This is a genomic window from Blastococcus carthaginiensis (genome assembly GCF_030731085.1).
Taxonomy (GTDB): domain Bacteria; phylum Actinomycetota; class Actinomycetes; order Mycobacteriales; family Geodermatophilaceae; genus Blastococcus; species Blastococcus carthaginiensis.
Genome location: NZ_JASNFN010000014.1, coordinates 53599 through 78340, shown reverse-complemented (window position 1 = coordinate 78340; position 24742 = coordinate 53599). Strand labels below are relative to the sequence as shown.

Sequence of the window (24742 nt, the reverse complement as noted above, 5' to 3'; positions counted from 1 at the left end):
GTGGCTGATCTGCACCCCGAGGACGCGAAGCTCGTCACCCTCGCCCGCTCGGCCCGCGCCCGCACCGGCGCCACCGAGGGCGCCGCGGTGCGCGACACCGACGGCCGCACCTACGTGGCGGCGAGCGTGGCGCTGCCGTCGCTGACCCTCACCGCGCTCCAGGCCGCCGTCGCCGCCGCCGTCTCCAGCGGGGTGGAGGGGCTGGAGGCCGCCGTCGTCGTCTCCGCGGCCGAGGCCGTGGAGCCGGCCGGGCTGGCCGCCGTCCGCGACCTCACCGCCGGCGCGCCCGTGCACCTGGCCGGCCCCGACGGCACCCTGCGCGACTCCGCTTAGCGGGTCAGCGGGACGCCGAGGGCGTCGGCGAAGGCTGCCGGGTCGCGCAGCCACACGGTGAGCGCCTGCTCGCCGTCGTCGCCCAGGTGCCGGACGGCGACCCGGGTGCGCCCGGGCCACCACCCGCCACGCCTGTCCGCCTGCGGCCAGTCCGCGGGGGCGGGGCCGGCGTGCACCTCCTGCACCAGCACGGAGGGGACGACGTCGGCCGGGTCGGTCCGGCTCCCGGCCACGTCGAACGACAGCCCGTGGTCGGAGACGGTGACCCGCCGGGTGTTGAGCACGTACACCGCGACACCCGCGACGAGCGCCAGCGGCAGCTCCTCGCGGGCGGCCGCCGCGCCGGCGAGCCAGCCGAACAGCCCCAGCCACAGGACGACGACGAGCACGGCGGCGCCGGCCGCGAACGGGCCCCCGGGCCGGTACTGCCAGTAGCTCAGCGGTGCGGGGACGACGGTCGCCGACCGCTTCGGCCCCCAGCCGGCGATGAAGCGGTGCCCGCGCACCTGCTCGACGTGCGACCGCCGGGCGCGGTCCGCCGCCGCGCGAGGTGGCCGCGCCCTGTCCCGCTGTCGTCCTGGCACAGGACCGATCCTCCCAGCCGGAGCGGAGGCCCGGCCCCGGGGGAGCGCGAGCAGCCGGGTGGCAGGAACGTTGCGCAGACCGTCGTCCCTGCCACTTCCGCCGGCGTGCACGGGAGCGGATCGTCGAGCCGTGACGACGCTGCTCTTCCTGCTGCTGGTCCTCCTGGTCCTGCGGGCGCTCGCCCGCCCCGCCGGGAGGCGTGCGGTGCCGGCGTCCTCCTGGCCCGAGGCCGGGCGCCGGCTGGCCCGCGAGGTGCTGTCCGGCGCCCGGGAGCTCGCCCGGCTCGACGCGGGGCGCCGCGACCGGATCGGCCGGCCCTGGTCCTGACCGCGCCCGCCGTGCCGTGGCCCGCCGGGGCGCGGCGTTGTCGGCCACCGGTGGGAGACTGACCGGTGTGACCGACCCTGACCAGCCCTACCGCAGCGGCTTCGTGGCCCTGGTCGGGCGCCCCAACGCCGGCAAGACCACGCTGACCAACGCGATGGTCGGCGAGAAGGTCGGCATCGTCAGCAACCGGCCGCAGACCACCCGGCACGCCATCCGCGGCGTCGTCCACCGGCCCGGAGGGCAGGTCGTGCTGGTCGACACCCCGGGGCTGCACAAGCCCAAGAGCCTGCTGGGCCGCCGGCTCAACGACGTCGTGCGCGACACGCTGGCCGACGTCGACGTGGTCGTCCTCTGCGTCCCGGCCGACCAGCCCGTCGGCACCGGTGACCGCTTCATCGCCCGCCAGCTGCAGGAGGTGAAGGCGCCCGTGGTCGTCGTGGTCACCAAGACCGACGCCGCGGCGAGGAAGCACGTGGCCGAGCAGCTGATCGCGGCCAGCCAGCTGGTCGAGGCCGCCGAGGTGGTGCCGGTCAGCGCGGTGAAGGGTGACCAGGTGGAGCTCCTGGAGGACCTGCTGGTGGGCCTGCTGCCGGAGGGGCCGCCGCTCTACCCGGAGGAGCAGACCACCGACGAGGACACCGAGCGGCAGCTGGCCGAGCTGGTGCGCGAGGCGGCGCTGGAGAAGGTGTTCCAGGAGGTGCCGCACTCCCTCGCGGTCACCATCGAGGAGCTGAACCGCCGTCCCGATCCCAAGCAGGCCGGGCAGGAGCTGGTCGAGGTGCACGCGCTGCTGCACTGCGAGCGGCCCAGCCAGAAGCCGATGCTGCTGGGCAGGGGCGGGTCGATCATCAAGGCGATCGGCACCGAGGCGCGCCACGGCATGGAGGCGCTGCTGGGCGCCCGGGTGCACCTGGAGCTCCACGTCACCGTCCTCGGGGAGTGGCAGGACGACCCGAAGAAGCTCAACCGGCTCGGGTACTGACGTGAGCGCACACACCCCCAAGGCGCTCTACCGGGACGAGGGCATCGTCCTGCGCACCCAGAAGCTCGGCGAGGCCGACCGCATCATCACCGTGCTCACCCGGCGGCACGGCAAGGTGCGTGCGGTGGCCAAGGGCGTGCGCCGGACCAAGAGCAAGTTCGGCGCCCGGCTCGAGCCGTTCACCCACGTCGACGTGCAGTTCTACACCGGCCGCAACCTGGACATCGTGAGCCAGGTGGAGTCGATCCGCGCCTACGGGCAGGAGATCGTCGCCGACTACCCGGCCTACACCGCCGGCACCGCCGTCCTGGAGACCGCCGACCGGCTCACCGCCGAGGAGAAGGAGCCCTCGCTGCGGCTGTTCCTCCTCGTGGTCGGTGCCCTGCGGGCGCTGGGGGAGCGGGCCCACCCCGCGCCGCTGGTGCTCGACGCCTTCCTGCTGCGGGCGATGTCGGTGGCCGGCTGGGAGCCCGCGCTCGCCGACTGCGCCCGCTGCGGCGAGGCCGGCCCGCACCGGCACTTCTCCGTGCCCGCCGGCGGCACCGTCTGCCCGGCCTGCCGCCCGGCCGGCTCGGCCATGCCGAACCCGGTCACCATCGAGCTGCTCGACGCGCTGCTGACCGGCGACTGGCCCCGGGCCGAGGCGAGCCAGGGCACCAACCGGCGGGAGGGCAGCGGCCTGGTGGCCGCGCTGCTGCAGTGGCACCTGGAGCGCGGGCTGCGCTCGCTGCCGCTGGTGGACCGCACCGAGTCGGCGCCCCGCCGGGAGATGAGCCTGCTGCATGAGGCGTGAGGTCAAGGCCCCGAACCCGCACCCGTCCGGTGCCCGTCCGCCGCAGCTGCCCCCGGACAAGGTCCCCCGGCACATCGCGCTGGTCATGGACGGCAACGGCCGCTGGGCCTCTTCTCGCGGCCTGCCCCGCACCGCCGGGCACGAGGCGGGGGAGTCCTCGCTCTTCGACTGCGTCGAGGGCGCCATCGAGCTGGGCGTCAAGGCGATCAGCGCGTACGCCTTCTCCACCGAGAACTGGCGGCGCAGCCCCGAGGAGGTGCGCTTCCTCATGGGCTTCAACCGCGACGTGATCCGCCGGCGCCGCGACGAGATGCACGAGCTCGGGGTCCGGGTCCGCTGGGCCGGGCGCCGGCCGCGGCTGTGGCGCAGCGTCATCAAGGAGCTCGAGATCGCCGAGGAGCTCACCCGCGACAACGACGTCCTCACCCTCACCATGTGCGTGAACTACGGCGGACGGGCGGAGATCGCCGACGCCGCGGCCGCGATCGCCCGCGAGGTCGCCGCCGGTCGGCTGGACCCGGACAAGGTCGACGAGTCCACGGTCGCCCGCTTCCTGGACGAGCCCGACATGGAGGACGTCGACCTCTTCGTGCGCAGCTCGGGGGAGAACCGGACCAGCAACTTCCTGCTGTGGCAGTCCGCCTACGCCGAGTTCGTCTTCCTGGACACGCTCTGGCCCGACTTCGACCGGCGGCACCTGTGGGCGGCCTGCGAGGAGTTCGCCTCGCGGCAGCGCCGGTTCGGTTCCGCCTGACTCGCCCCGGACGTAACGTTTCCGCTCGACCGGATCGAACAGGCCGGACGAGGTACCGAGCAGAAGAGCGACCGCCATGACGCAGCCACCTTCCGGGAGCCACCGCGCCGGCCCGCCGGATCCGGACGGGCAGCAGGGACCGGCCGGGAACGCCCGTGGCTGGGCCCCGCCGGACGCGCCGTTCCCGGCCGCTCCGGTCGGTCCGCCCCCGGGGCAGCCGGGCGGGTACGGCCAGCACCCCCCGGCCGGGCCGCCGCCGTACGGCCCACCCGGGTACGGCGGTGGACCGGGGGAACCCGCTCGGCGCCCGCGGAAGCGGACCCTGCTCCCGTGGCTGATCGGTGCCGCCGTGCTGCTGATCGCCGGCCTGGGCACCCTGCTGCTGTTCCTGCTGGACGGGGATGCCGGCGATCAGCGGGGCGCCGAGCAGGGCGCCGTCCTGACCGCCGGGCAGCAGGAGCAGCCGGCCCGGTCGTCGACGTCGCCCGTCGGCGGGACCGGACAGCTGCCCGGCGGCGCCCGGATGGGCGGGTCCGTCCCCGCGGACGAGGGGCTCTACCCAGGCTCGGGCGAGGTCGCGCTGGCCTGGGTGGAGGCGGTGGGGCAGGGCGACTTCCAGACCGCCTACGACCTCTCCTGCGCCGAGGTGCAGGAGGCGGCCGTCGCCGCGGCGGCCGGCGAGGACCCGGCGCAGGTGCTGGGCGACTACTTCTACACCGGCACCCTCGGCGGGCAGGGTTTCACCAGCGGGACCTTCGACGGGGTCGAGCACCAGGCGGAGTCCGCGACCGACGTGGCCTCCTTCACCCTGGAGCTCGACGACGGCGAGCCGTTCCTGCTGCTGGTGCACGTCGGCGCCGATGGGACGGTCTGCGACTTCCGCTGACCGGGGAGGACGCCGCCCGGGACGGGACGGTGACGAGCACGCCGGCGCGGGCCGGACGGGGGGAGCGCGGGTGTTCGCGGTGACGCGGCTGCGGGTGACGGCGGACGAGGCAGGAGCGCTCGCCGAAGCGGTGGCCGGCTTGCTGGCGGCGCTGGGCGCCCGGCCCGGCTTCCGCGGCGGCGAGCTGGGCCGGGCCGCCGACGACCCGACCCTGTGGGCGCTGGTGACCCGGTGGGACGGCGTGGGTGCCTACCGGCGGGGGCTCTCGGCGGCCGAGGTGAAGATCGCCGGTGCGCCGGTGTGGGTGCACGCCCTCGACGAGCCGGGCGCCTACCTGACCGAGTGACGGTCAGCACCTACGGTCGGGCCGTGGTCAGCCGCACCCGCACCGCCCGGTACGCCCGCCGGCGCAAGCGCCGCATGGACGCCGTCGAGCACGACCTGAGCGCCCCGCAGTGGGCCGCGCTGGAGCACGCGTGGGGCGGGTGCGCGTACTGCGGGGCCATCGGCCGGCCCCTGCAGCGCGACTGCGTGCTCCCGATCTCCCGCGGTGGGCGGTACACGTTCGGCAACGTCGTCCCGGCCTGCGGCCCCTGCAACGCCAGCAAGTGCAACGACGAGGTCACCGCGTGGCTGCGGCGCAAACGGCTGGACGAGCGGGCCTTCCTCGTGCGGCACGCCGAGATCCGGGCCTCCCTCGCACTGCTGTTCTTCCCGGAGGCGGCCGGGCAGCCGGCCGCGGCCACCGACTGAGGGCGCCGCACTCCCGGCCAACTACCGTGGGCAGGTCAACCGCCGACCGCCAGCCGGATGGAGCCCCCTCCCCGTGAGCACCGCCAAGCACGACGCCGCCCGCCTCGACAAGGTCGTCAACCTCTGCAAGCGACGGGGCTTCGTCTTCCCGTCCGGGGAGATCTACGGCGGTACGCGCTCCGCCTGGGACTACGGCCCGCTCGGCGTCGAGCTCAAGGAGAACATCAAGCGCCAGTGGTGGCGCACCGTCGTCCAGAGCCGGGACGACATCGTGGGCCTGGACTCCTCGGTGATCCTCCCGCGCCAGACCTGGGTCGCGTCGGGCCACGTCGGCGTCTTCACCGACCCGCTCACCGAGTGCCAGAGCTGCCACAAGCGGTTCCGCGCGGACCACCTGGAGGAGGAGTTCGAGTCGCGGAAGGGGCGCGCCCCCGAGAACGGCCTGGCCGACATCGCCTGCCCGAACTGCGGCACCAAGGGCGCGTGGACCGAGCCGCGCGACTTCAACATGATGCTCAAGACCCACCTCGGCCCGGTCGAGGACGAGTCGGGGCTGCACTACCTGCGCCCGGAGACCGCGCAGGGCATCTTCGTCAACTTCGCCAACGTCATGGGGGCCGCGCGCAAGAAGCCGCCGTTCGGCATCGGCCAGATCGGCAAATCCTTCCGCAACGAGATCACCCCGGGCAACTTCATCTTCCGCACCCGCGAGTTCGAGCAGATGGAGATGGAGTTCTTCGTCGAGCCCGGCACCGACGAGGAGTGGCACCAGTACTGGATCGACGAGCGCACCCGCTGGTACACCGACCTGGGCATCGACCCGGAGAACCTGCGGCACTACGAGCACGCCAAGGAGAAGCTGTCGCACTACTCGAAGCGCACCGTCGACATCGAGTACCGCTTCGGCTTCCAGGGCTCGGAGTGGGGTGAGCTGGAGGGCATCGCGAACCGCACCGACTTCGACCTGTCCACGCACACCCAGCACTCGGGCACCGACCTGTCCTACTTCGACCAGGCCAGCAACTCCCGCTGGACGCCGTACGTCATCGAGCCGGCGGCCGGGCTCACCCGCTCCCTCATGGCCTTCCTCGTCGAGGCCTACACCGAGGACGAGGCGCCCAACGCCAAGGGCGGCGTCGACACCCGCACCGTGCTGAAGCTCGACCCGCGGCTGGCGCCGGTGAAGGCCGCCGTCCTGCCGCTGTCGCGCAACGCCGACCTCTCGCCCAAGGCCCGCGACCTGGCCGCCGCGCTGCGGCGGAACTGGAACGTCGACTTCGACGACGCCGGTGCCATCGGCCGCCGCTACCGGCGCCAGGACGAGGTCGGGACCCCGTTCTGCCTCACCGTCGACTTCGACACCCTCGAGGACCAGGCGGTGACCGTCCGCGAGCGCGACTCGATGAGCCAGGAGCGCGTGGCCCTGGACCAGGTCGAGTCCTACCTCGCGGCACGGCTCCCCGGCTGCTGAGCCCGCTGCCGCCCGCCTCGCCGCCGGTGCCCGGTTCCAGCCCCTGGAGCCGGGCACCGGCGCATCCGGGATCGGGCAGCGATGGCCCTCAGGGCGGCATTCCCCGCGTCGGGATGCCCGGGTAGGGGACACCGCCGGCGGCTGCTCGGGCATGTCCTGATCAGGCAAACGACGTGTCCGGCACGTGGAAGACCGGGCGCCGCGGGTCGTCTTCACTCGGCACCAGGGCGCAGGCCCTGACCCAGTCGAGGAGGAATCCATGCCCGAAGCACCCGGTGGCGAGTTCTGGCGCGACCTCAAGCCGATCGTGAACTCGATGAAGCCCGATGCGCAGCCGGAGGTGTTCCACCAGTTCGCGCCCGTCGACGACGACCGCTTCTACGTGCCGTTGAGCCCGACGGTGGTCTCCCGCCCGCTGTGGATCTCCCCGCGCGACAACCGCTGGGCGGACATCCTGTGGGCCAAGACCGCCGGGCTGGTCAACCGGCACTACCACCCGCACGAAGTCTTCGCCTACACCATCAGCGGGAAGTGGGGGTACCTCGAGCAGCCGTGGACGGCGACCGAGGGCTCCTTCGTCTACGAGACCCCCGGTGAGGGGCACACCCTCGTGGCCTACGAGTCCGACCAGCCGATGCGCGCCTTCTTCGTCGTCAAGGGCCCGCTGATCTGGCTGGACGAGGACGGCGGCAGCGCCGGCCACTTCGACGTCCACGACTACCTGGCGCTGTGCCGCGAGCACTACGACCGGGTGGGCATCGGTGCCGACTACGTGGAGACGCTCATCCGCTGACCCGGCCGGCCGCCGGGACGGCGCGGGTACCGTGTGCGGGCCCACACCGGCGCACCACCGGAGGTCCCGTGCCCGCAGCCACCGTGCTGTCCTCGGTGTCCACGGCCGGCATCGACGAGGGTGAGCGCCTCGCGTTCTGGGAGCACCACAACGCCGAGGCCCTCGTCGGGCTCACCTGCCGCACGTACGCGGCCGAGGGCCTGCTCGCCCGCCAGGTGAACGTCGCGCTCGGGCCGCTGCGGGTGGCGGACATCGCGGGCAACCCGCACGTCATCGAGCGGGCCCCGGCGCTGGTCCGGTCGCGGCCGAAGGACGCGCTCTTCGTCAGCCTGCTGCTCGAGGGGGAGGGGTTCTTCTACCACTCGGGCGGCTGCCTGGTCGTCGGCGCCGGCGACGTCGTCGTCTACCGCACCGACCAGCCGTACCTGTTCGGGTTCGGCCGGGACATGCGGCAACTGCTCGTGGACGTGCCGCACGAGGTGCTGGCGGAGCGGCGCCCCGGGCTCGCCGTCGCGACGCCGCAGCCGGTCGCCGGGACGGGAGCGGGCGCGTCGTCGGCGACCGCGCGGGCGCTCCGGGAACTGCTGCTCGGCGCCGTGTCGGCCCCCGCGGCGGCGCCCGGGTCCGTCGGTGACCAGGCCCTGGACCTCATCGAGGTGATGCTCACCGGACGCGGCACGCCGGTGGACGCAGCACGCGTCCGCGCCGCCCGGGCCCACGCCGACGAGCACCTGCAGGACCCCGGCCTGTGCGCGGACTCCGTCGCCCGGGCCCTCGGGGTGACGGCGCGGCACCTCAACCGCGCCCTCGCCGTCGAGGACACCACGGTCACGCAGCTCATCCAGCACCGGCGGCTGGAGGCGGCCCGCCGCCACCTGAGCCGCCCCGGGGCGCACGACGACCGCATCGGCGACGTCGCCAGCCGCTGGGGGTTCGGCTCGCAGGCGCACTTCACCCGGCTCTTCCGAGCCGCCTACGGCTGCACGCCGACGCAGTACCGGACGGAGCGCACCGCACGGCCCTGATGCCGGACGGGCGCCGGCCCGCGACCGCCCCCCGACAGAGCAGGAGCTGCGCATGCCCGGTCCCGCCGGATCCGACCCCGTCGACTGGTCGATGGCCGAGGCCGGGGAGGCGCTCGCCGCCGGGGTGCTTTCCCCGGTCGAGCTCACCGAGGCCTACCTCGCCGCCATCGCCGCCGACCCGGGGCTCAACGCGTTCGTCACCGTCACCGCGGACCGGGCCCGCGCGGACGCCGCCCGGGCGGAGGAGGAACTGCGCGGCGGGCGACGCCGTGGGCCGCTGCACGGCGTGCCGGTCGCGATCAAGGACGTCGTCGAGACGGCCGGGATCCTGACCACGGCGGGATCGCGCATCCTCGCCGGCCACGTACCGGAGCGGGACGCCCGCGTCGCCGAGCAGCTCCGGCGCGCCGGCACCGTCCTGCTGGGGAAGACCAGCACGCACGAGTACGCCTACGGCGGGACGACGGACAACCCGCACTACGGGCCCACCCGCAACCCGTGGCGCCGGGACCGCATCCCCGGCGGGTCCTCCGGTGGGTCGGCCGCCGCGGTGGCCGGTGGGCTGGCCCCCGGCGCGGTCGGCACCGACACCTGCGGCAGCGTGCGGATCCCCTCGGCGATGTGCGGCTGCGTGGGCTTCAAGCCGACCCGCGGTGCGGTGAGCCTCGACGGCGTCCTGCCGCTGGCGCCGAGCCTCGACCACGTCGGCCCGATCACCCGGTCGGTCCGGGATGCGGCGTTGCTGCTCGACGCGATGACCGGCGCCACGGTGGGCGAGGCGGCGCTCCGGCCGGAGCGGCCGGAGGGTCTGAGCGGGGTGACGCTCGGCGTCCCGACGGCCTACTTCTCCGACCTGGTCGAGCCCGGGGTCGCCGCGGCCGTGCAGGCGGCGCTGGATCTGCTCACCGGTGCTGGGGCGCACGTCCGGCCGGTGGACGTCGGCGACCTGCGGCCGTTGGTCGGGGCGGTCTTCCTGCGGGTCCGGGCAGAGGCGCAGGAGGTGCACCGGCACACCTTCCCGGCCCGGCGCGACGAGTACGGCGCGGACCTGGCGGAGAACCTCGGCCGGCCCGCGCCCACGCACGCCGAGCGGGACGGGGCAGAGCGCGTGATCGCCCGGGGGGTGGGGGCGCTGGCAGCGGCCCTCGGCGAGGTGGACCTGCTGGTCACCCCGACCACGCCGGCGGTCGCGCCACCGATCGGGACCGGCCGGGTGGAGGTCGCCGGGGTGGACCTGCACGTCGAGGAGATGCTCACCGGCTTCACCTCGGTGTTCAACGCCGCCGGCCTGCCCGCCCTGTCGGTGCCGTGCGGCCTGTCCGGCGGGCTCCCCGTCGGCCTGCAACTGGTGGGTCCGGCCGGCGCGGACGCCGTGGTCCTGCAGGTGGGCGCCGCGTACGAGGCGCTCCGGGGTCCGGCGCCCCGGCCACCGTCAGGTGGCGGCGCGGCACGGTGAGCCGGGGTCAGAACGGGAACGTGCGGTCCTGGTCGCGGGCGGTGACCCACTGCAGGTCGGAGAACTCCTCGGCGGCGTAACCGAGCCCGAACCGGCCCCAGCCGCTGTCCTTGACACCGCCGAAGGGCATGTGCGGCTCGTCGTTCACGGGCTGGTCGTTCACGTGCACGATCCCGGCATCCAGCCGCGTGGCCAGCGAGAGGCCCCGGTAGGTGTCGCCGGTGATGATCGAGGCGGCCAGCCCCAGGTCGGTGCGGTTCGCCCGGGTCACCGCCTCCTCGGCGGAGTCCACCGCCTCGAGCAGCACCACGGGGCCGAACGTCTCGCCCAGGGCGATCTCGGCGTCGTCGGGCACGTCGGTCAGCACGGTCGCCGGGTAGCACGGGGGAGCGGGAGTGCCCCCGGCGAGCACACGGGCGCCCATCGCGACCGCCTCGTCGACCCGGCGCTGCAGCAGGGCCAGCGCCCACTCGTTGATCACCGGACCGACCACGGTTGCGGGGTCCCGGGGGTCGCCGGTGGGCAGCCCGGCGACCTTCGCGGCGAAGGCCTCCGCGAACCGGTCGGCCAGCGGCCGCTCGACGTAGATCCGCCGGGCGCACATGCAGACCTGCCCCTGGTGGACGAAGGCGCCGTAGGTCGCGGCGTCCACGGCGTAGTCGACGTCGGCGTCGGCGAGCACGAGGAGCGGGTTCTGCCCGCTGAGCTGCAGGACGGTCCGCTTGAGGTGCGTGCCCGCCTTCTCCGCGAGGCGGCGCCCGGTGGGCGTGGAACCGGTGAAGTTCAGCCGCCGGACGTGCCGGCTGGCGAGCAGCGCGTCGCCGATGGCGCCGGCCTCACCGGGCGCGTGGGTGACCACGTTGAAGGCGCCGTCGGGCAGGCCGGCTTCCTGCAGGATCTCCGCCCAGAGCGCACCGCCGGTGTACGGCGACTCCTCCGAGGGCTTGAGGACGACGGTGTTGCCGAGCGCGAGGGGCCCGATGACGGCCCGGCCGGCGAGCACGAGCGAGGAGTTCCACGGCGCGATGGCGGCGACCACGCCGACGGGGCGGCGGATCGCCATCGCGCGCGTGCCGGGCACGTCCGAGGGCAGCAGTTCGCCGGAGGGCTGGTAGGCCAGCGCCGCGGCCTGGCGAAGCAGCGCTGCGGCGAACTCCACCTGCACCCGACCGAAGTGGATGCCGCACCCCGTCTCCAGCGCCAGGGCGAGCAGGATCTCGTCGCGCCGCCGCTCGACGACCTCGGCGGCATGCAGGAAGACCCGCTGCCGCTGCGCCGGCACCACGGCCGCCCAGCCCGGGAAGGCCTCGTGCGCGGCCTCGATCGCGCGACGGGTGTCCTCGCCGTCCCCGGCTGCGACGTTCCCGAGCACCTCGCCCGACCACGGCGAGTGGTTGGGGTACCACCGGCCGGATTCCGCCTCGACCCACGCACCGCCGATGAAGTGGGTGACGTCGCCCTTCTGCCAGGCGTCCCCGGCGCGCTCCGAGCGATCCATCGAACCCGTCTCCTTGCCCGCGCCACCCGCGATCACCGCGGAACCCGACGCTAGTCGACCGTGTCCGCGCAGCGCCGTCGCGAACCCTGATGGGCTCGCGCGACCCGGTCAACCTACCGTTCGGGTGGACGGAACGATCCGTCCGTACCCTGAACCGATGACCAGCCCGTCGTCCACCCCTGGCACCAAGGCCGACCTCTCGGTCTCCCTGGAACGCGGGCTGAGCATCCTGTCGGCGTTCAGCGGCACCCGCCCGGTCCTCGGCATCGCCGACCTGGCCCGGGCCGTGGGGCTCACCAAGAGCACCACCCACCGGTACGTCGCGACGCTGGTCGCGCTCGACTTCGTCCAGCAGGACCCGGACACGAAGAAGTACCACCTCGGCCCCCGGGTGGTGGACCTCGGCTTCGCGGCGATCGACTCGATGGAGCTGACCCGGGTGGCCGCGCCCTCGCTGCAGGCGCTGGCCGACGAGACGGGCTACACGGTCAGCATGGCGCTCTGCGACGGGCCGGACGTCGTGTACGTCGACCGCCGGCGCAGCGGGCGCCGCCGCACGCCGCTGGCCATGGACCTCAACCTGCACATCGGGTCCCGGCTGCCTGCGTACTGCACGGCCCTGGGCAAGGCGATGCTCGCGTACAAGGACCCGGCGACGCTGCGCGAGATCCTCGACCGGACCGACATGGCGCGCCGCGGACCGAACACCGTGACGAACCGGGAGCAGCTGGTGGCCGCCCTGGCCAAGGTGCGGTTGTCGGGGGTGGCCGTGAACAACGAGGAGCTCGCGCCGGGGCTGCGCTCGTTCGCCGCCCCGGTGCGGGACCGCACGGGGGCGGTCGTGGCCGCCATCAACGTCGCGGTGCACCTGAGCGTGGCGTCGTCCTCGGCGGAGGCTCTCGCCGGGCGCCTGGAACCACCGCTCCGCCGGACCGCCGCCGAGGTCTCCCGCCGGCTCGGGCACCGCCCCGCCTCCTGATCGGCGTTCGAACCAGCGAATTCGCGTTCTGCTGGATCGAACAGCCGCTTGTCGGCCCTGTGACTGCGCTCATACGGTTCCCCCCGCTCCGCGAGACCGCGTCCCGCTGAACCCCTCGGGGCCCGGTCCGGGCGGAGCCGGAGCCGGTGCACCACCCGTGGACAGCACCGGCCCGCAGGACGAGCAGCACCCCGACGACGCGGTCCGACGGCTCGGTCGCGCGATCTCCCAGGAGCACCCAGGTGACGAGCAGCACCACAGACGCGCCGGCCCAGGACGTCGGGGCCGGCACGCCGGACGCCACCCCGCGCGGCCCTCGTGGCCTGGCCCGCCGGGCCTTCGCGGTGGAGTCGATGAGCGTGCTCATCGCGACGGTCGCCCTGATCGCGGTGATCGGCGCCATCCACCCCGACTTCCTCGACCCCCGCCAGCTGCGCGACATGCTGCAGCAGTCGGTCTACGTCGCCGTGCTCGCGGCCGGGGTCGCGTTCCTGCTGGCCATGCGGGAGATCGACCTGTCGATCGGCGCCATCTTCGGGCTCTCGCTGATCTGCTCGGCGATGCTCATGCGCGACGGCGTGAACCCGTGGCTCGCCGCCGTGGCCGGCGTCCTGCTCGGCGCGCTGCTCGGACTGGTGAACGCGGCGATCGTGCAGGTCTTCAGGATCCCTGCCATCGTCGCGACGCTGGCCACGCTGTCGATGTTCCGCGGCCTCGCGCTGGCGCTCAGCGAGGGCCAGCAGGTCGTGGGGCTGCCGATCGACCACGCATTCTTCGAGATCTTCGGCGGCCGGCTGCTCGGGATCCCGGTGAGCGTCCTCGTCCTCGTCGTCCTGGCCGTCGCGCTGACCTTCGTCCTGCGGACCACCCCGTTCGGCTACCGGGTCCGTTCCATCGGGTCGAACCCGGACGCGGCGGTCTTCTCCGGCATCTCGGTGGCCCGGGTCCGGATCCAGGCGCTGATGGTGATGGGCGCGCTCGCCGGGCTCGCCGGCATGCTCGGCCTGGCCTTCTTCGGCTCCGGTGACCCCAACATCGGCGGTGGCTTCGAGCTGCTCGCCATCGCCGCGGCCGTCATCGGCGGCACCCCGCTGCGCGGGGGGAGCGCCACCGTCGTCGGGGCCATGCTCGGGGCGGTGCTGCTCAGCGTGGTCACCAGCGGCCTCGTCTACTTCGACATCCCGGTGAACTGGAGCTCGTTCGCCACCGGCGCGGTCATCCTCGTCGCCGTCGGCGTGGACAGCCTCCTCCGGCGCCGCCGCGAGTCCCGGGCGGCCGCGGCCGGTCTCTGACCGGCGCGGGACACCCGCCGCCCCTCCCTCCGCACCTCCACGGCCCGCCACCCGGCGGCGCCGCGATCCGCCCTACCCGCTCACGAAAGAGAAGGTCCCATGCGATCCCTGCTCCGAGCCGCGCCCTCGCGGCGGCGCAACGCGGCCGTCGCGTTCGCGATCACCTCGACCCTGGCCCTGACCGCGGCGTGCGGGTCGGGCGGCGACGCCGCCTCCGGCGGCGGCTCGGCGGAGGAGGCCGACCTCTCCTTCGTGTACGCCACCTCCACGATCAACGCGATGCAGGAGATGGCCAACGGCGCCCGGGAGGCCGCCGGTGAGCGGGAGGGCGTCAACTACAGCGAGGCCGCACCCGCGGGCATCAACGGCCCCCAGCAGGTGCAGATGTTCCAGTCGGCGATGCAGACCTCGCGCGACGGCATCGCCTTCGAGACGCTCACGCCCGACCTGTTCACCCGCCCGCTCGAGCAGGCCACCAGCAGCGGCATCCCCATCGTGTCGATCGACACCCGGCCGCCGGAGGGCAGCGGCGTCGAGCTGTTCGTCGGCAACGACAACGAGGCCGTCGGCCGCATCCTGGGCGAGGAGCTGGTCCGCCGGCTCGACGGTGGCCAGCAGGGCGGCAAGGTCGTCCTCGGCAACGCCATCCCGGGTCTGCCGGTCATCGAGCAGCGGCTCAAGGGCATCGCGGATGCGATCGCGGAGGAGCGCCCCGACCTGGAGATCGTCGGCCCGCTGGCCACGGCCAACGAGCCCACCGAGAACTTCAACGCCTGGAACAACATCCTCAAGGCCCACCCCGACGCCATCGCCTACCTCGGCGCCGGCGCGCAGGACTCGGTGTCCCTGGCCCGCCTCAACGAGAGCACCGGACGGGACTTCCTCGCCGGTGCCGCGGACCTCGACCCCGCTGCGCTGGAGGGCTTGAAGAACGGCCATCTGATGGCCATCGCGTCGCCGGAGCACTGGCTGAAGGGCTACATCGCGCTGCGCCTGCTGGCCATGAACGCCCAGGACGGCGAGGAGCTGCCCACCGGCTGGTGGAACCCCGGCCAGCTGCTCGTGACCCAGGAGAACGTCGACGAGATCATCGAGCGGCAGCAGAGCGAGGAGTCCCGCGCGGCCTGGTTCGAGGACGTCGCCGAGGAGCAGTTCGCCAACATGGACGACTACATCACCCCCCTGGAGGGCTGATGTACGCCCTCGAGGCGCAGCACGTGCGCAAGACCTACGGCGGTGTCACCGCCCTGGCCGACGCGGGGCTCCGGGTGCGGCCCGGATCGGTCCACGCGTTGCTCGGGGAGAACGGCGCCGGGAAGTCCACGCTGGTGAAGATCATCACCGGTGCGGTGCGGCCCGATGCCGGCGTGCTGCGCCTCGAGGGGTCCGACGTCTCCTTCTCCGACACGGCGGACGCGGCGCGGCACGGGGTGGCGGTCGTCTCCCAGGAGCTCAGCCTCTTCCCGGACCTCGACGTGCTGAGCAACCTGTTCCCCATGCGGGAACCGCGCCGCGGCCCGTTCGTCGACCGGCGGCGGATGGCCGCCCGGGCCCGGCCGATCCTCGACCAGCTGGGCCTGCACGTCTCCCTGCGCGAGCAGGTGGGCAGCCTGTCGCTGGCCCAGCGCCAGCTGCTCGAGGTGGCCAAGGCGCTGATCACCGAGCCGCGGGTGCTGATCCTCGACGAGCCGACGTCGGCGCTCGACGCGAAGACGGCCGAGGTGCTCCTGGACATCCTGCGCGTGCTGCGGGACCGGCAGGTCGCGGTCGTCTTCGTCTCGCACATCCTCGAGGAGGTCATGCAGCTCTGCGACGAGATCACCGTGCTGCGTGACGGCAGGACGGTGCTCGATGCGGCGCCCCGGTCCGGGCTGACCATCCCCGGCATCGTCGAGGCGATGCTGGGGGAGCGGCACGCGGAGCTCTCCGAGCACCGGCTGCACGCCACGGTCGACCTGTCCGGCACCGTCGCCCCGGGTCGGGGCGCACCCGTCCGGCTGGAGGCGGTGTCGTTCGAGGAGCGGCTCGCCGAGGTCTCGCTGACCGCTGCCCCGGGCGAGGTCGTGGGCCTGGCCGGGGTGGCCGGCGCGGGCCACCAGACGGTGCTCGAACTGGTCGCCGGGCTGCGGCAGCCGACGTCGGGCCGGGTGCTCCTGCCCGACGGGAGGCCGGCTCCCCGCGGGTTGCGGGCCGCCATCGGCCGGGGCGTGGCCCTGGTGACCGGCGACCGCCGGCGGCTGGGCCTCATGCTGGACAAGCCGATCTGGGAGAACGCCGCCCAGGTGCGGACCGTGGCGCTCGCCCGCGACGGCCTGCGCATCCGCAAGCGGGTCCTGCGCGAGCGGGCCGGCGAGCACGCCCGCCGGCTGAACCTGCGGACCTCGTCGCTGGAGAAGAGCGCCGGGCTGCTGTCCGGAGGCAACCAGCAGAAGGTCGTGCTGGCCAAGTGGCTGCAGACCGAGCCCACCGTCCTGCTGCTCGACGACCCGACCCGCGGCGTCGACATCGGGGCCAAGGCCGAGATGCACGGCCTCGTGCGGTCGGTGGCCGACGCGGGCGCCGTCGTCCTCCTGTGCTCCACCGACCTCGACGAGCTCGTGTCCCTCTGCGACCGGGTGCTGGTGCTGCACCACGGCCGGCTGGCCGCCGAGCTGTCGGGCGGCAGCCTGCGCCAGCACGACATCCTCGCGGCCATGAACACCGGCGCGGTGCCGGCCGCCTGACCGGACGCCCGCGCGCCGGGCCACCCGCCGACGGACGATCGTCGGTGCCCGCCCTCATCCCCTCACCCCGATCACTCCGAGGAGTTCTCCCCGTGCTCGAGACCAGCCTGCTCATCGGCAGCGAGACCCTGCCCGCCGCCGACGGCCGGACGTTCGACCGCGCCAACCCCGTCAGCGGCGAGGTCGTCACCCGCAGCCCGGCGGCCGGCGTCCCCGATGCCCTCGCCGCCGTCGAGGCCGCAGCGGCGGCGTTCGGCACGTGGGCCGCCACGACGCCGGGGGAGCGGCGGCGGCTGCTGCTGAAGGCCGCCGACCTGCTCGAGGCGAACACCGACCGGTTCATCGAGCGCATGGCCGCCGAGTGCGGCGCCACCGCCGGCTGGGGCCACTTCAACGTCCACCTCGCGGCCGGCATCCTGCGCGAGGCGGCCGGTCTCACCACCCACGTGGGCGGGCAGGTCATCCCGTCCGACGTCCCGGGCAGCCTGAGCATGGGCATCCGCCAGCCGGCAGGCGTCGTCGTCGGCATCGCGCCGTGGAACGCCCCGGTCATCCTGTCGACCCGGGCCGTCGCCTTTCCCCTGGCGGCCGGCAACACCGTCGTCCTCAAGTGCTCGGAGCTCTCCCCGGGGACGCACGCGCTGCTCGGGGAGGTCCTCGCCGAGGCCGGCCTGGGCGAGGGCGTCGTCAACGTCATCACCGTGGCCCCCGACGACGCCGCGGAGGTGACCGAGGCGATGGTGGCCCACCCGGCCGTGCGCCGGCTCAACTTCACCGGCTCGACGCGGGTCGGCCGCATCATCGGCGAGGTCTGCGCGCGCCACCTGGTGCCGGCCGTGCTGGAGCTCGGCGGCAAGAACCCGCTGCTGGTCCTGGCCGACGCCGACATCGACGCCGCGGTGCAGGGCGCGACCTTCGGCGGCTTCGTCAACCAGGGCCACGTCTGCATGTCGACCGACAAGATCGTCGTCCACGAGTCGATCGCCGACGAGTTCGTCGCGAAGCTCGTCGCCCGGGTGGAGTCCCTGCCGTGCGGCGACCCGCGCGCCGAGGACGTCGTGCTCGGCTCGGTCATCGGCCGGAGCACGGTCGAGCACATCCAGCGCCTGGTGGACGACGCCGTCGCCAAGGGGGCGAAGGTGCTGACCACGGGGGAGCCCGATGGCACGATAATGCCCGGGGTGGTGCTCGACCACGTCACGCCGGAGATGGAGATCTTCCACGAGGAGATCTTCGGCCCGGCCGTGACCGTCACCCGGGTGAGCAGCGAGGACGAGGCGGTGGCCGCGGCCAACGACAGCGCGTACGGGCTCTCGGCGGCGGTCTTCACGCGGGACGCCGCCCGCGGCTTCCAGGTCGCCCGGCGGATCGAGTCCGGCATCTGCCACATCAACGCGCCGACCGTGCACGATGAGGCGCAGATGCCCTTCGGCGGGGTGAAGGACAGCGGATACGGCCGGTTCGGCGGGCTCGCCGGCATCGACGCCTTCTCCGAGCTCCGCTGGATCAGCATGCAGGTGGAGCCGCGCGTCTACCCGTTCTGATCGGCTCGTCACCCAGACGCCGGTCGGCTGTGCGCGAGGTTGACCCGCACGGCCGACCGGTACGCCGGGCCACAACGTGGCTCAGGAAGCGCCGGCGCGGCTCAACCCGGTCGGCCGACGCCGTCGTCGACCCGGGCGAGCCATCCGTCGTCCCCGGCCTCGTCATCCCGTGAGCAGCCGTCGGGCCGCGGTACCGCCCGGACGTCGGACATCTCGGGGCCGGGTGTGGCGAGAAGTCGCCGTGCAGACCGATCCAGGACCCGGCGCCGCCCGGCGAGGTCCTCGTACGCGACCCGGAGGAACCGGACCCCCGCCGCCCGGAGCAGGTCCTCACGACGCTTCTCCTCCCACAGCTCCTCCTCCGGGGTGCGGCCGAACCGCGGACGCCGGTACTTGACCCGCCCGTCGAACTCGATCGCCAGCGCGGCCTCCGGGTACCAGCCGTCGACCACCTTGAGCAGCGTTCCTCCGACCCACAGCTCCACCTGCGGGACGAAGGGCGGTAGCCCGAGCGCGGCGAACGTCAGCCGCCCGCAGGTCTCCAGCCACGACTCGGCCCGGCCGTCGGCGAGGTGCAGTGCGCGGACCGCACGTGGGATCCCCGGCACGTTCACCTGCCGGTCGATGACGCGGCGCACCTCGTCGCGGGCCGTCAGGCCGCGCAGCAGGGCGGCGTCGACGGCCCGCGACGGCGTGGACCTCCGGCCATGTCCGGGCGACGTCGACCAGCGTGCGCGCCGCCGTCGTCACCGGGTAGGCGCCGCGGACGGTGACCTCGTCGTGGGGCAGCGCGGCACGGGTCATCACCCAGCCACGCCCCCGGCGCCAGTGGTGCGGATCGGTCAGGTGCACGCCGGCCGGAGCGGCGGCACGCGGGCGGGGGAGCCCCCACACCCAGGCCGCGCTGTCCCGGCTGAGGACGGCGGACGGACGGGCCAGGGCGGCCATGACGGCCAGTGCATCCAGACCCGGGCGGCGATCGGAGCGTTCGACCTCGGCCAGGTCCATGGCGCTGACGAAGACGCCGGTGCGCAGTCGCACCCACGCGCCCGTGCGGGTTGCCGACCGGACTTCGCGCTCGGTCACGCCGCGACCGGCGAGGTCGGCGGTGGTGAAGATGCCGAGGCGCCGCCGGGCGGGTTCGTCGACGGCGAGTGGCACGTGCAGGTGAGTGGTCACGGGACGACCGTCGGGCCGCTGCCTGCCTCGGAGTTGCGCGTCGCTCGATCTGTGGACGAGTGCTGGGCTGGGGACGCAGCGCGGGTCGAGCCGCACCGCCGACCGTCGAACCGGGCCGTGGCGCGGCTCGACCGACGATCCGGCGGGTCAACCCGGGCGGCGGCTCCTCCGGCGGGGCGGGAGGGGTGGCACCGGTCGCCACCTACTCTGGGTGGCATGACCGCCACGCTCGAGCCGACGACGACGGCGCTCCCGCCGCTGCGGCTCGGGGCGCTGACCGTCGACCCCGCCGTCGTGCTCGCGCCGATGGCGGGCATCACCAACCCAGCGTTCCGCACGCTCTGCCGCGAGTTCGGCGCCGGCCTCTACGTCTGCGAGATGATCACCACGCGGGCGCTCGTCGAGCGCAACGAGAAGACGCTGCGGATGATCCGCGCGACCGCCGACGAGAAGGACGCCTTCTCCGTCCAGCTCTACGGCGTCGACCCGGCCACCGTGGGCCGCGCGGTCGAGATGCTCGTCGACGAGGGGGTCGCGGGCACCCGCCCGGCCCACATCGACCTCAACTTCGGCTGCCCGGTGCCCAAGGTGACCCGCAAGGGCGGCGGTTCGGCGTTGCCGTGGCACCGCGTCCTGCTGCGGAACATCGTCCGCGAGGCGGTGCGCGGGGCCAAGGACGTGCCGGTCACCATCAAGACCCGCATCGGGATCGACGCCGACCACGTCACCTACCTCGATGCCGGCCGCATCGCGCAGGACGAGGGCGCCGCCGCGATCACGCTGCACGGGCGCACCGCCGACCAGCTCTACAGCGGAACCGCCGACTGGGCGCCGATCGCGCGGCTCGTCGAGGCCGTCGACATCCCGGTGCTCGGCAACGGCGACATCTGGGAGGCCGACGACGCGCTGCGCATGGTCGAAGCGACCGGGTGCGCCGGCGTCGTCATCGGCCGGGGGTGCCTGGGCCGGCCGTGGCTGTTCGGTGACCTCGCCGCGGCGTTCGCCGGCCGCAGCGAGCGCGCCCTGCCCACCCTCCGCGAGGTGGCGGCGATCATGCACCGGCACGCCGAGCTGCTGTCGGCGGAGCACGGTGAGCTGCACGGCTGCACCGACTTCCGCAAGCACGTCGCCTGGTACCTCAAGGGCTTCTCGGTGGGGTCGGACACCCGGCGCGCGCTGGCGATGGTGAGCGGCCTCGACGAGCTGGCCGAGCTGCTGGCCGGCATCCCCGACCAGCCCTATCCGACCGCCGTGCTCGGCGCGCCGCGCGGGCGCACCAGCACCCCGCGCCCCGTCGCCCTGCCCGAGGGCTGGCTCGACGACCGCGACGACCCCCGTCCCCCGGCGGGCGCTGAACTGGAGACGAGCGGCGGATGACGCAGGGCCCCTTCCTCTACGACGACGCCCCGGCGCCGCTGCACACCGGCGCGCCGCGCAACCGCCAGGGCTGGCTGATCGGGCTGCTCGTGGGCACCGTCGTGCTGGCGTTCGCCATGGTCGGCGTCCTGTACCTGGTGCGCGGCGCCCCCGCCGACCAGGCCGAAGAGGTCACCGGGGTGTTCCTGGCGGCGCTCGCCGACGGCGACACCGAGACGGCGTACGGGCTGCTCTGCGAGGAGGAGCAGGCGCGCCTGAACGCGACCGGCATGGAGGACGAGTACCTGCGCCCGGGCGCGGCCGAGGTCGCCGAGGTGCAGGACGACGCCCGCGAGGGCGCCCGGGTGCAGCAGGTGACGGTCCGCTGGGAGGGCGGCGGATCGGTGCAGCTGGCCGTGGTCAACGAGGACGGCCCGCGCATCTGCGGGATCAGCTGACCGCCGGCGCCACGCCGGAGAGGGCTCGCGCCGACACGTCCCGTGCGCCACGATCGACGGACGCCGCCCGGGTGGACGTTTAGGACGTCTGCTCCGCACGGCATTGTTGTCTCAGGTGATCGGGCCCCGGGGACGGGCGGACGCGGAGGTGCGCGGGTGGCAGGCGTGACGTGGGTCTACGACTTCAGCGAGGGCAGCAAGGACCAGAAGGACCTGCTCGGCGGCAAGGGCGCCAACCTCGCCGAGATGACCAACCTGGGTCTGCCCGTGCCGCCCGGCTTCACCATCACCACCGACGCCTGCCGCCACTACCTGGAGCACGGCGGCACCCCGCCCGAGCTCGGCGACCAGGTCAGCGAGCACCTGACGGCGCTGGAGAAGGCGATGGGCAAGACCCTGGGCGACCCGGCCGACCCGCTGCTGGTGTCGGTCCGCTCCGGGGCGGCGGCGAGCATGCCCGGGATGATGGAGACCGTCCTCAACGTCGGCCTCAACGACGACTCCGTGCAGGGTCTGGCAGGGCAGTCCGGCAGCGAGCGCTTCGCCTGGGACTCCTACCGCCGGCTCATCCAGATGTTCGGCAAGACCGTGCAGGGCATCGACGGCGAGCTCTTCGACGACGCCCTCGACGCGGTCAAGGAGGAGCAGGGCACCGAGTCCGACCTCGACCTCGACGCCGACCACCTGCGCGACGTCGTCGACCGGTTCAGGGCGATCGTCCGGGAGCACACCGGCCGCGACTTCCCGCAGGACCCGCGCGAGCAGATGGACCTGGCGATCAACGCCGTCTTCGACTCGTGGAACTCCGAGCGGGCCATCCTCTACCGCCGCCGGGAGCGCATCCCCGGCGATGCCGGCACCGCGGTCAACGTCGTCGCCATGGTGTTCGGCAACCTCGGCATGGACTCCGGCACCGGGGTGGCGTTCACCCGCGACCCGGGCAGTGGCGAGCAGGGCGTGTACGGCGACTACCTGCAGAACGCCCAGGGCGAGGACGTCGTCGCCGGCATTCGCAACACCGTGCCGCTGCCCGATCTCGAGTCGATCGACAAGGGCGCCTACGACGAGCTGATGGGCATCATGAGCCGGCTCGAGTCCCACTACCGCGACCTGTGCGACATCGAGTTCACCGTCGAGCGCAACAAGCTCTGGATGCTGCAGACCCGGGTCGGCAAGCGCACCGCGGGCGCGGCGTTCCGCATCGCCACCCAGCTCGTCGACGAGGGCCTCATCGACATGGACGAGGCGGTCCGCCGGGTCACCGGCGACCAGCTCGCCCAGCTGATGTTCCCGCGGTTCGTCTCCGGTGGCGACGCCCAGCAGCTGACCCAGGGGATGAATGCCTCACCCGGTGCCGCCGTGGGCAAGGCCGTCTTCTCCTCGGAGGAGGCGGTGCGGTGGGCCGACCGCGGGGAGAAGGTCGTGCTGGTGCGCCGGGAGACCAACCCCGACGACCTCTCCGGGATGATCGCCGCCGAGGGCGTGCTGACCAGCCGCGGCGGCAAGACCTCGCACGCCGCCGTCGTCGCCCGCGGCATGGGGAAGACCTGCGTGTGCGGCGCCGAGGAGCTGCAGGTCGACACGAAGGCGAAGCGGTTCACCGCCCCCGACGGCACGGTCGTGGAGGAGGGCGACGTCGTCTCCATCGACGGCTCCACCGGCAAGGTCTGGCTCGGCGAGGTACCGGTCGAGCCCTCATCGGTGGTCCGCTACTTCGAGGGCGAGCTCGACCCGGAGTCCGGGGACGCCGACGACCTGGTGCGCAGCGTGCACCGGATCCTCACCCACGCCGACCAGGTGCGGCGGCTGGACGTGCGCACCAACGCCGACACCCCGGCGGACTCCGCCCGCGCCCGCCGTTTCGGCGCCCGCGGCATCGGGCTGTGCCGCACCGAGCACATGTTCCTCGGCGACCGCCGGCAGCTGGTGGAGAAGCTGATCCTGGCCGACGGGGACGACGAGCGGCAGGCCGCGCTGGACGCGCTGGAGCCGCTGCAGAAGCAGGACTTCCTGGAGATCTTCGAGGCGATGGACGGGCTGCCGGTCACCGTCCGGCTGCTGGACCCGCCGCTGCACGAGTTCCTCCCCGACCTGACCGAGCTGTCGGTGCGCGTGGCGGTGGCCGAGGAGCGCGGCGAGCCCGACGAGGGCAACCTGCGGCTGCTGGCCGCCGTCCGCGGCATGCACGAGTCCAACCCGATGCTGGGGCTGCGCGGGGTGCGGCTGGGCCTGGTCGTCCCGGGGCTGTTCGCCATGCAGGTGCGCGCCATCGCCGAGGCCGCCTGCGAGCGGAAGCGGGCCGGCGGCGACCCGCGCCCGGAGATCATGATCCCGCTGGTGGGGGCGGTGCAGGAGCTGGAAGCCATCCGCGAGGAGGCCGAGCGCGTGCTCGCCGAGGTCTGCGAGGAGTGCGGCATCGACGTGCGCCCGCTGATCGGCACCATGATCGAGGTGCCCCGCGCCGCGCTGACCGCCGGCGAGATCGCCGAGCACGCCGAGTTCTTCAGCTTCGGCACCAACGACCTCACCCAGATGACGTGGGGCTTCTCCCGCGACGACGTCGAGGCCGCGTTCTTCCACCAGTACCTGGACAAGGGCATCTTCGGCATCTCGCCGTTCGAGTCGCTGGACCGCGACGGCGTCGGCCGGCTGGTGCGGATCGGCGCGGAGAGCGGCCGGGCGGCGCGACCGGACCTCAAGCTCGGCGTCTGCGGCGAGCACGGCGGCGACCCCGACTCGGTGCACTTCTTCCACGAGGTCGGCCTGGACTACGTCTCCTGCTCCCCGTTCCGGGTGCCGGTGGCGCGGCTGGAGGCCGGACGGGCCGCTCTCGGCGCGGAGCGCGCTGGCTCCTGAGGGGGTGGTGCGGCGCACCGTCCCGGGAGGGCGCAGGACGTCGGCCCCGCGTGGTACCCATGACGCGTGGGTGTGCGGAGTCTGCTGGCGCGGGTGGCCGGGGCCGGTGTCCTGGCCGCCGTGCTGTTCGTCGCCTCCACGGCGCTCGCCATCTGGTGGACGGCGCGGCAGGACGCCCGGCCGCAGTCCGACGCGATCGTGGTCCTCGGGTCGGCCCAGTACAACGGCGTGCCGTCGTCGATCTTCGAGGCGCGGCTCGAGCACGCGCTGGCCTTGTACGAGCAGGGCGTCGCCCCGGTGATCGTGACCGTGGGCGGCAAGGCCGCCGGCGACCAGTTCACCGAGGCCGAGGCCGGCCGCGACTACCTCGCCGCCGCCGGGGTGCCCGCCGAGGCGCTCCTCGCGGTGCCCGAGGGCGTGGACACCCTGCAGAGCATGCGCGTGGTCGGTGCGGCGTTCGACGAGCGCGGCTGGGAGCGGGCCGTCCTGGTCACCGACCCCTGGCACGCGATGCGCGCCGAGCGCATGGCCGAGGACGCCGGGATGGAGGCGGAGAGCTCCCCGACCCGCCAGGGCCCGGCCGTGCAGACCCGCGCCACCCAGTTCCGCTACATCCTGCGGGAGACTGCTGCCTACCTGCTCTACCGCGTGACCGGTGAGAGCGTCGCCGGCGCACCCGGCATCGGCTGAGGGAGGGAC

General features: G+C 73.9%; 24 protein-coding genes and 1 pseudogene. 21 read left to right on the top strand and 4 right to left on the bottom strand.

Annotated elements, in window-relative coordinates; genetic code table 11:
• Complete coding sequence (locus QOZ88_RS13525; protein WP_091932951.1) at positions 1 to 333, top strand: cytidine deaminase; 333 nt, start codon at positions 1 to 3, stop codon at positions 331 to 333.
• Here the strand turns inward: QOZ88_RS13525 and QOZ88_RS13520 are convergent.
• On the bottom strand, positions 330 to 917 hold the full coding sequence (locus QOZ88_RS13520) for a hypothetical protein (RefSeq protein WP_306000277.1): 588 nt from the start codon (positions 915 to 917) through the stop codon (positions 330 to 332). The genes QOZ88_RS13525 and QOZ88_RS13520 overlap by 4 nt on opposite strands.
• Before the next feature lie 130 nt (positions 918 to 1047).
• Between QOZ88_RS13520 and QOZ88_RS13515 the strand changes: the two genes are divergently transcribed.
• The 11 genes from QOZ88_RS13515 to QOZ88_RS13465 all read left to right on the top strand — a co-directional run bounded on the left by QOZ88_RS13515 (position 1048) and on the right by QOZ88_RS13465 (position 10158).
• Complete coding sequence (locus tag QOZ88_RS13515; protein ID WP_306000276.1) at positions 1048 to 1245, top strand: hypothetical protein; 198 nt, start codon at positions 1048 to 1050, stop codon at positions 1243 to 1245.
• 67 nt (positions 1246 to 1312) lie between these two features.
• Positions 1313 to 2227 carry a GTPase Era gene (gene era, locus QOZ88_RS13510; RefSeq protein WP_306000275.1) on the top strand — a complete coding sequence of 305 codons (915 nt, stop codon included), beginning with the start codon at positions 1313 to 1315 and terminating at the stop codon, positions 2225 to 2227.
• A 1-nt stretch (position 2228) separates the two neighbouring features.
• Complete coding sequence (recO, locus tag QOZ88_RS13505) at positions 2229 to 3020, top strand: DNA repair protein RecO (RefSeq protein ID WP_091932941.1); 792 nt, start codon at positions 2229 to 2231, stop codon at positions 3018 to 3020.
• Positions 3010 to 3774, top strand: a complete 765-nt coding sequence (locus QOZ88_RS13500; protein WP_306000274.1) for an isoprenyl transferase — start codon at positions 3010 to 3012, stop codon at positions 3772 to 3774. The genes recO and QOZ88_RS13500 overlap by 11 nt, the downstream gene beginning before the upstream one ends.
• 349 nt (positions 3775 to 4123) lie before the next feature.
• Positions 4124 to 4660 (top strand): hypothetical protein, encoded by a 537-nt coding sequence (locus QOZ88_RS13495; RefSeq protein ID WP_306000273.1) that lies wholly within the window; start codon positions 4124 to 4126, stop codon positions 4658 to 4660.
• 70 nt (positions 4661 to 4730) lie between these two features.
• Positions 4731 to 5006: an antibiotic biosynthesis monooxygenase family protein gene (locus tag QOZ88_RS13490; RefSeq protein WP_306000272.1), complete on the top strand. Its 276-nt coding sequence runs from the start codon at positions 4731 to 4733 to the stop codon at positions 5004 to 5006.
• 23 nt (positions 5007 to 5029) lie between these two features.
• Positions 5030 to 5413, top strand: coding sequence for an HNH endonuclease (locus QOZ88_RS13485; RefSeq protein ID WP_306000271.1), 384 nt, complete (start codon positions 5030 to 5032; stop codon positions 5411 to 5413).
• Between the two features lie 73 nt (positions 5414 to 5486).
• On the top strand, positions 5487 to 6884 hold the full coding sequence (locus tag QOZ88_RS13480; RefSeq protein ID WP_091932930.1) for a glycine--tRNA ligase: 1398 nt from the start codon (positions 5487 to 5489) through the stop codon (positions 6882 to 6884).
• Between the two features lie 259 nt (positions 6885 to 7143).
• On the top strand, positions 7144 to 7677 hold the full coding sequence (locus tag QOZ88_RS13475; protein ID WP_306000270.1) for a 2,4'-dihydroxyacetophenone dioxygenase family protein: 534 nt from the start codon (positions 7144 to 7146) through the stop codon (positions 7675 to 7677).
• A gap of 68 nt (positions 7678 to 7745) precedes the next feature.
• Positions 7746 to 8702, top strand: coding sequence for an AraC family transcriptional regulator (locus QOZ88_RS13470; protein ID WP_306000269.1), 957 nt, complete (start codon positions 7746 to 7748; stop codon positions 8700 to 8702).
• Positions 8703 to 8754: 52 nt separating this feature from the next.
• The gene (locus QOZ88_RS13465; RefSeq protein WP_306000268.1) at positions 8755 to 10158 is read left to right on the top strand and encodes an amidase; all 1404 of its coding nucleotides are present in this window, start codon (positions 8755 to 8757) and stop codon (positions 10156 to 10158) included.
• A gap of 7 nt (positions 10159 to 10165) precedes the next feature.
• Here QOZ88_RS13465 and QOZ88_RS13460 read toward each other — a convergent pair whose 3' ends face one another.
• Complete coding sequence (locus QOZ88_RS13460; RefSeq protein ID WP_306000267.1) at positions 10166 to 11656, bottom strand: aldehyde dehydrogenase family protein; 1491 nt, start codon at positions 11654 to 11656, stop codon at positions 10166 to 10168.
• Positions 11657 to 11813: 157 nt separating this feature from the next.
• On the opposite strand from QOZ88_RS13460, the gene QOZ88_RS13455 reads away from it, so the two are divergent.
• The 5 genes from QOZ88_RS13455 to QOZ88_RS13435 all read left to right on the top strand — a co-directional run bounded on the left by QOZ88_RS13455 (position 11814) and on the right by QOZ88_RS13435 (position 18194).
• Positions 11814 to 12635, top strand: a complete 822-nt coding sequence (locus QOZ88_RS13455) for an IclR family transcriptional regulator (RefSeq protein ID WP_306000266.1) — start codon at positions 11814 to 11816, stop codon at positions 12633 to 12635.
• Positions 12636 to 12877: 242 nt separating this feature from the next.
• The gene (locus tag QOZ88_RS13450; protein WP_306000265.1) at positions 12878 to 13927 is read left to right on the top strand and encodes an ABC transporter permease; all 1050 of its coding nucleotides are present in this window, start codon (positions 12878 to 12880) and stop codon (positions 13925 to 13927) included.
• Between the two features lie 99 nt (positions 13928 to 14026).
• Positions 14027 to 15121 carry a sugar ABC transporter substrate-binding protein gene (locus tag QOZ88_RS13445; protein ID WP_306000264.1) on the top strand — a complete coding sequence of 365 codons (1095 nt, stop codon included), beginning with the start codon at positions 14027 to 14029 and terminating at the stop codon, positions 15119 to 15121.
• Positions 15121 to 16650: a sugar ABC transporter ATP-binding protein gene (locus QOZ88_RS13440; RefSeq protein ID WP_306000263.1), complete on the top strand. Its 1530-nt coding sequence runs from the start codon at positions 15121 to 15123 to the stop codon at positions 16648 to 16650. Before QOZ88_RS13445 ends, QOZ88_RS13440 begins: the two co-directional genes overlap by 1 nt.
• A gap of 92 nt (positions 16651 to 16742) precedes the next feature.
• Positions 16743 to 18194 (top strand): aldehyde dehydrogenase, encoded by a 1452-nt coding sequence (locus tag QOZ88_RS13435; protein WP_306000262.1) that lies wholly within the window; start codon positions 16743 to 16745, stop codon positions 18192 to 18194.
• A gap of 101 nt (positions 18195 to 18295) precedes the next feature.
• On the opposite strand, the gene QOZ88_RS13430 is transcribed toward QOZ88_RS13435, so the two are convergent.
• Both QOZ88_RS13430 and QOZ88_RS23190 read right to left on the bottom strand, forming a co-directional pair.
• A complete protein-coding gene (locus QOZ88_RS13430; protein ID WP_306000261.1) occupies positions 18296 to 18832 on the bottom strand; it encodes a hypothetical protein in 537 nt (178 codons plus the stop codon).
• A 388-nt stretch (positions 18833 to 19220) separates the two neighbouring features.
• Positions 19221 to 19355 (bottom strand): annotated as a pseudogene (locus QOZ88_RS23190) (type IV toxin-antitoxin system AbiEi family antitoxin domain-containing protein); the annotation flags it as partial.
• A 234-nt stretch (positions 19356 to 19589) separates the two neighbouring features.
• On the opposite strand from QOZ88_RS23190, the gene dusB reads away from it, so the two are divergent.
• The 4 genes from dusB (at position 19590) to QOZ88_RS13410 (ending at position 24733) form a co-directional block, all read left to right on the top strand.
• Positions 19590 to 20750 (top strand): tRNA dihydrouridine synthase DusB, encoded by a 1161-nt coding sequence (gene dusB, locus QOZ88_RS13425; RefSeq protein WP_306000260.1) that lies wholly within the window; start codon positions 19590 to 19592, stop codon positions 20748 to 20750.
• Positions 20747 to 21187, top strand: a complete 441-nt coding sequence (locus tag QOZ88_RS13420) for an Rv0361 family membrane protein (protein WP_306000259.1) — start codon at positions 20747 to 20749, stop codon at positions 21185 to 21187. The genes dusB and QOZ88_RS13420 overlap by 4 nt, the downstream gene beginning before the upstream one ends.
• Positions 21188 to 21343: 156 nt before the next feature.
• Positions 21344 to 24043, top strand: coding sequence for a pyruvate, phosphate dikinase (ppdK, locus tag QOZ88_RS13415; RefSeq protein WP_306000258.1), 2700 nt, complete (start codon positions 21344 to 21346; stop codon positions 24041 to 24043).
• A gap of 66 nt (positions 24044 to 24109) precedes the next feature.
• The gene (locus QOZ88_RS13410) at positions 24110 to 24733 is read left to right on the top strand and encodes a YdcF family protein (protein ID WP_306000257.1); all 624 of its coding nucleotides are present in this window, start codon (positions 24110 to 24112) and stop codon (positions 24731 to 24733) included.
• The last annotated feature ends 9 nt before the right edge of the window (positions 24734 to 24742 follow it).

Excerpts from the sequence above, each read along its gene's own strand:
- QOZ88_RS13500 (WP_306000274.1), top strand. The coding sequence starts at position 3,010 with ATGAGGCGTGAGGTCAAGGCCCCGAACCCGCACCCGTCCGGTGCCCGT.
- QOZ88_RS13475 (WP_306000270.1), top strand. The coding sequence starts at position 7,144 with ATGCCCGAAGCACCCGGTGGCGAGTTCTGGCGCGACCTCAAGCCGATC.
- QOZ88_RS13465 (WP_306000268.1), top strand. The coding sequence starts at position 8,755 with ATGCCCGGTCCCGCCGGATCCGACCCCGTCGACTGGTCGATGGCCGAG.
- QOZ88_RS13460 (WP_306000267.1), bottom strand. The coding sequence starts at position 11,656 with ATGGATCGCTCGGAGCGCGCCGGGGACGCCTGGCAGAAGGGCGACGTC.
- QOZ88_RS13455 (WP_306000266.1), top strand. The coding sequence starts at position 11,814 with ATGACCAGCCCGTCGTCCACCCCTGGCACCAAGGCCGACCTCTCGGTC.
- QOZ88_RS13445 (WP_306000264.1), top strand. The coding sequence starts at position 14,027 with ATGCGATCCCTGCTCCGAGCCGCGCCCTCGCGGCGGCGCAACGCGGCC.
- QOZ88_RS13440 (WP_306000263.1), top strand. The coding sequence starts at position 15,121 with ATGTACGCCCTCGAGGCGCAGCACGTGCGCAAGACCTACGGCGGTGTC.
- dusB (WP_306000260.1), top strand. The coding sequence starts at position 19,590 with ATGACCGCCACGCTCGAGCCGACGACGACGGCGCTCCCGCCGCTGCGG.
- QOZ88_RS13420 (WP_306000259.1), top strand. The coding sequence starts at position 20,747 with ATGACGCAGGGCCCCTTCCTCTACGACGACGCCCCGGCGCCGCTGCAC.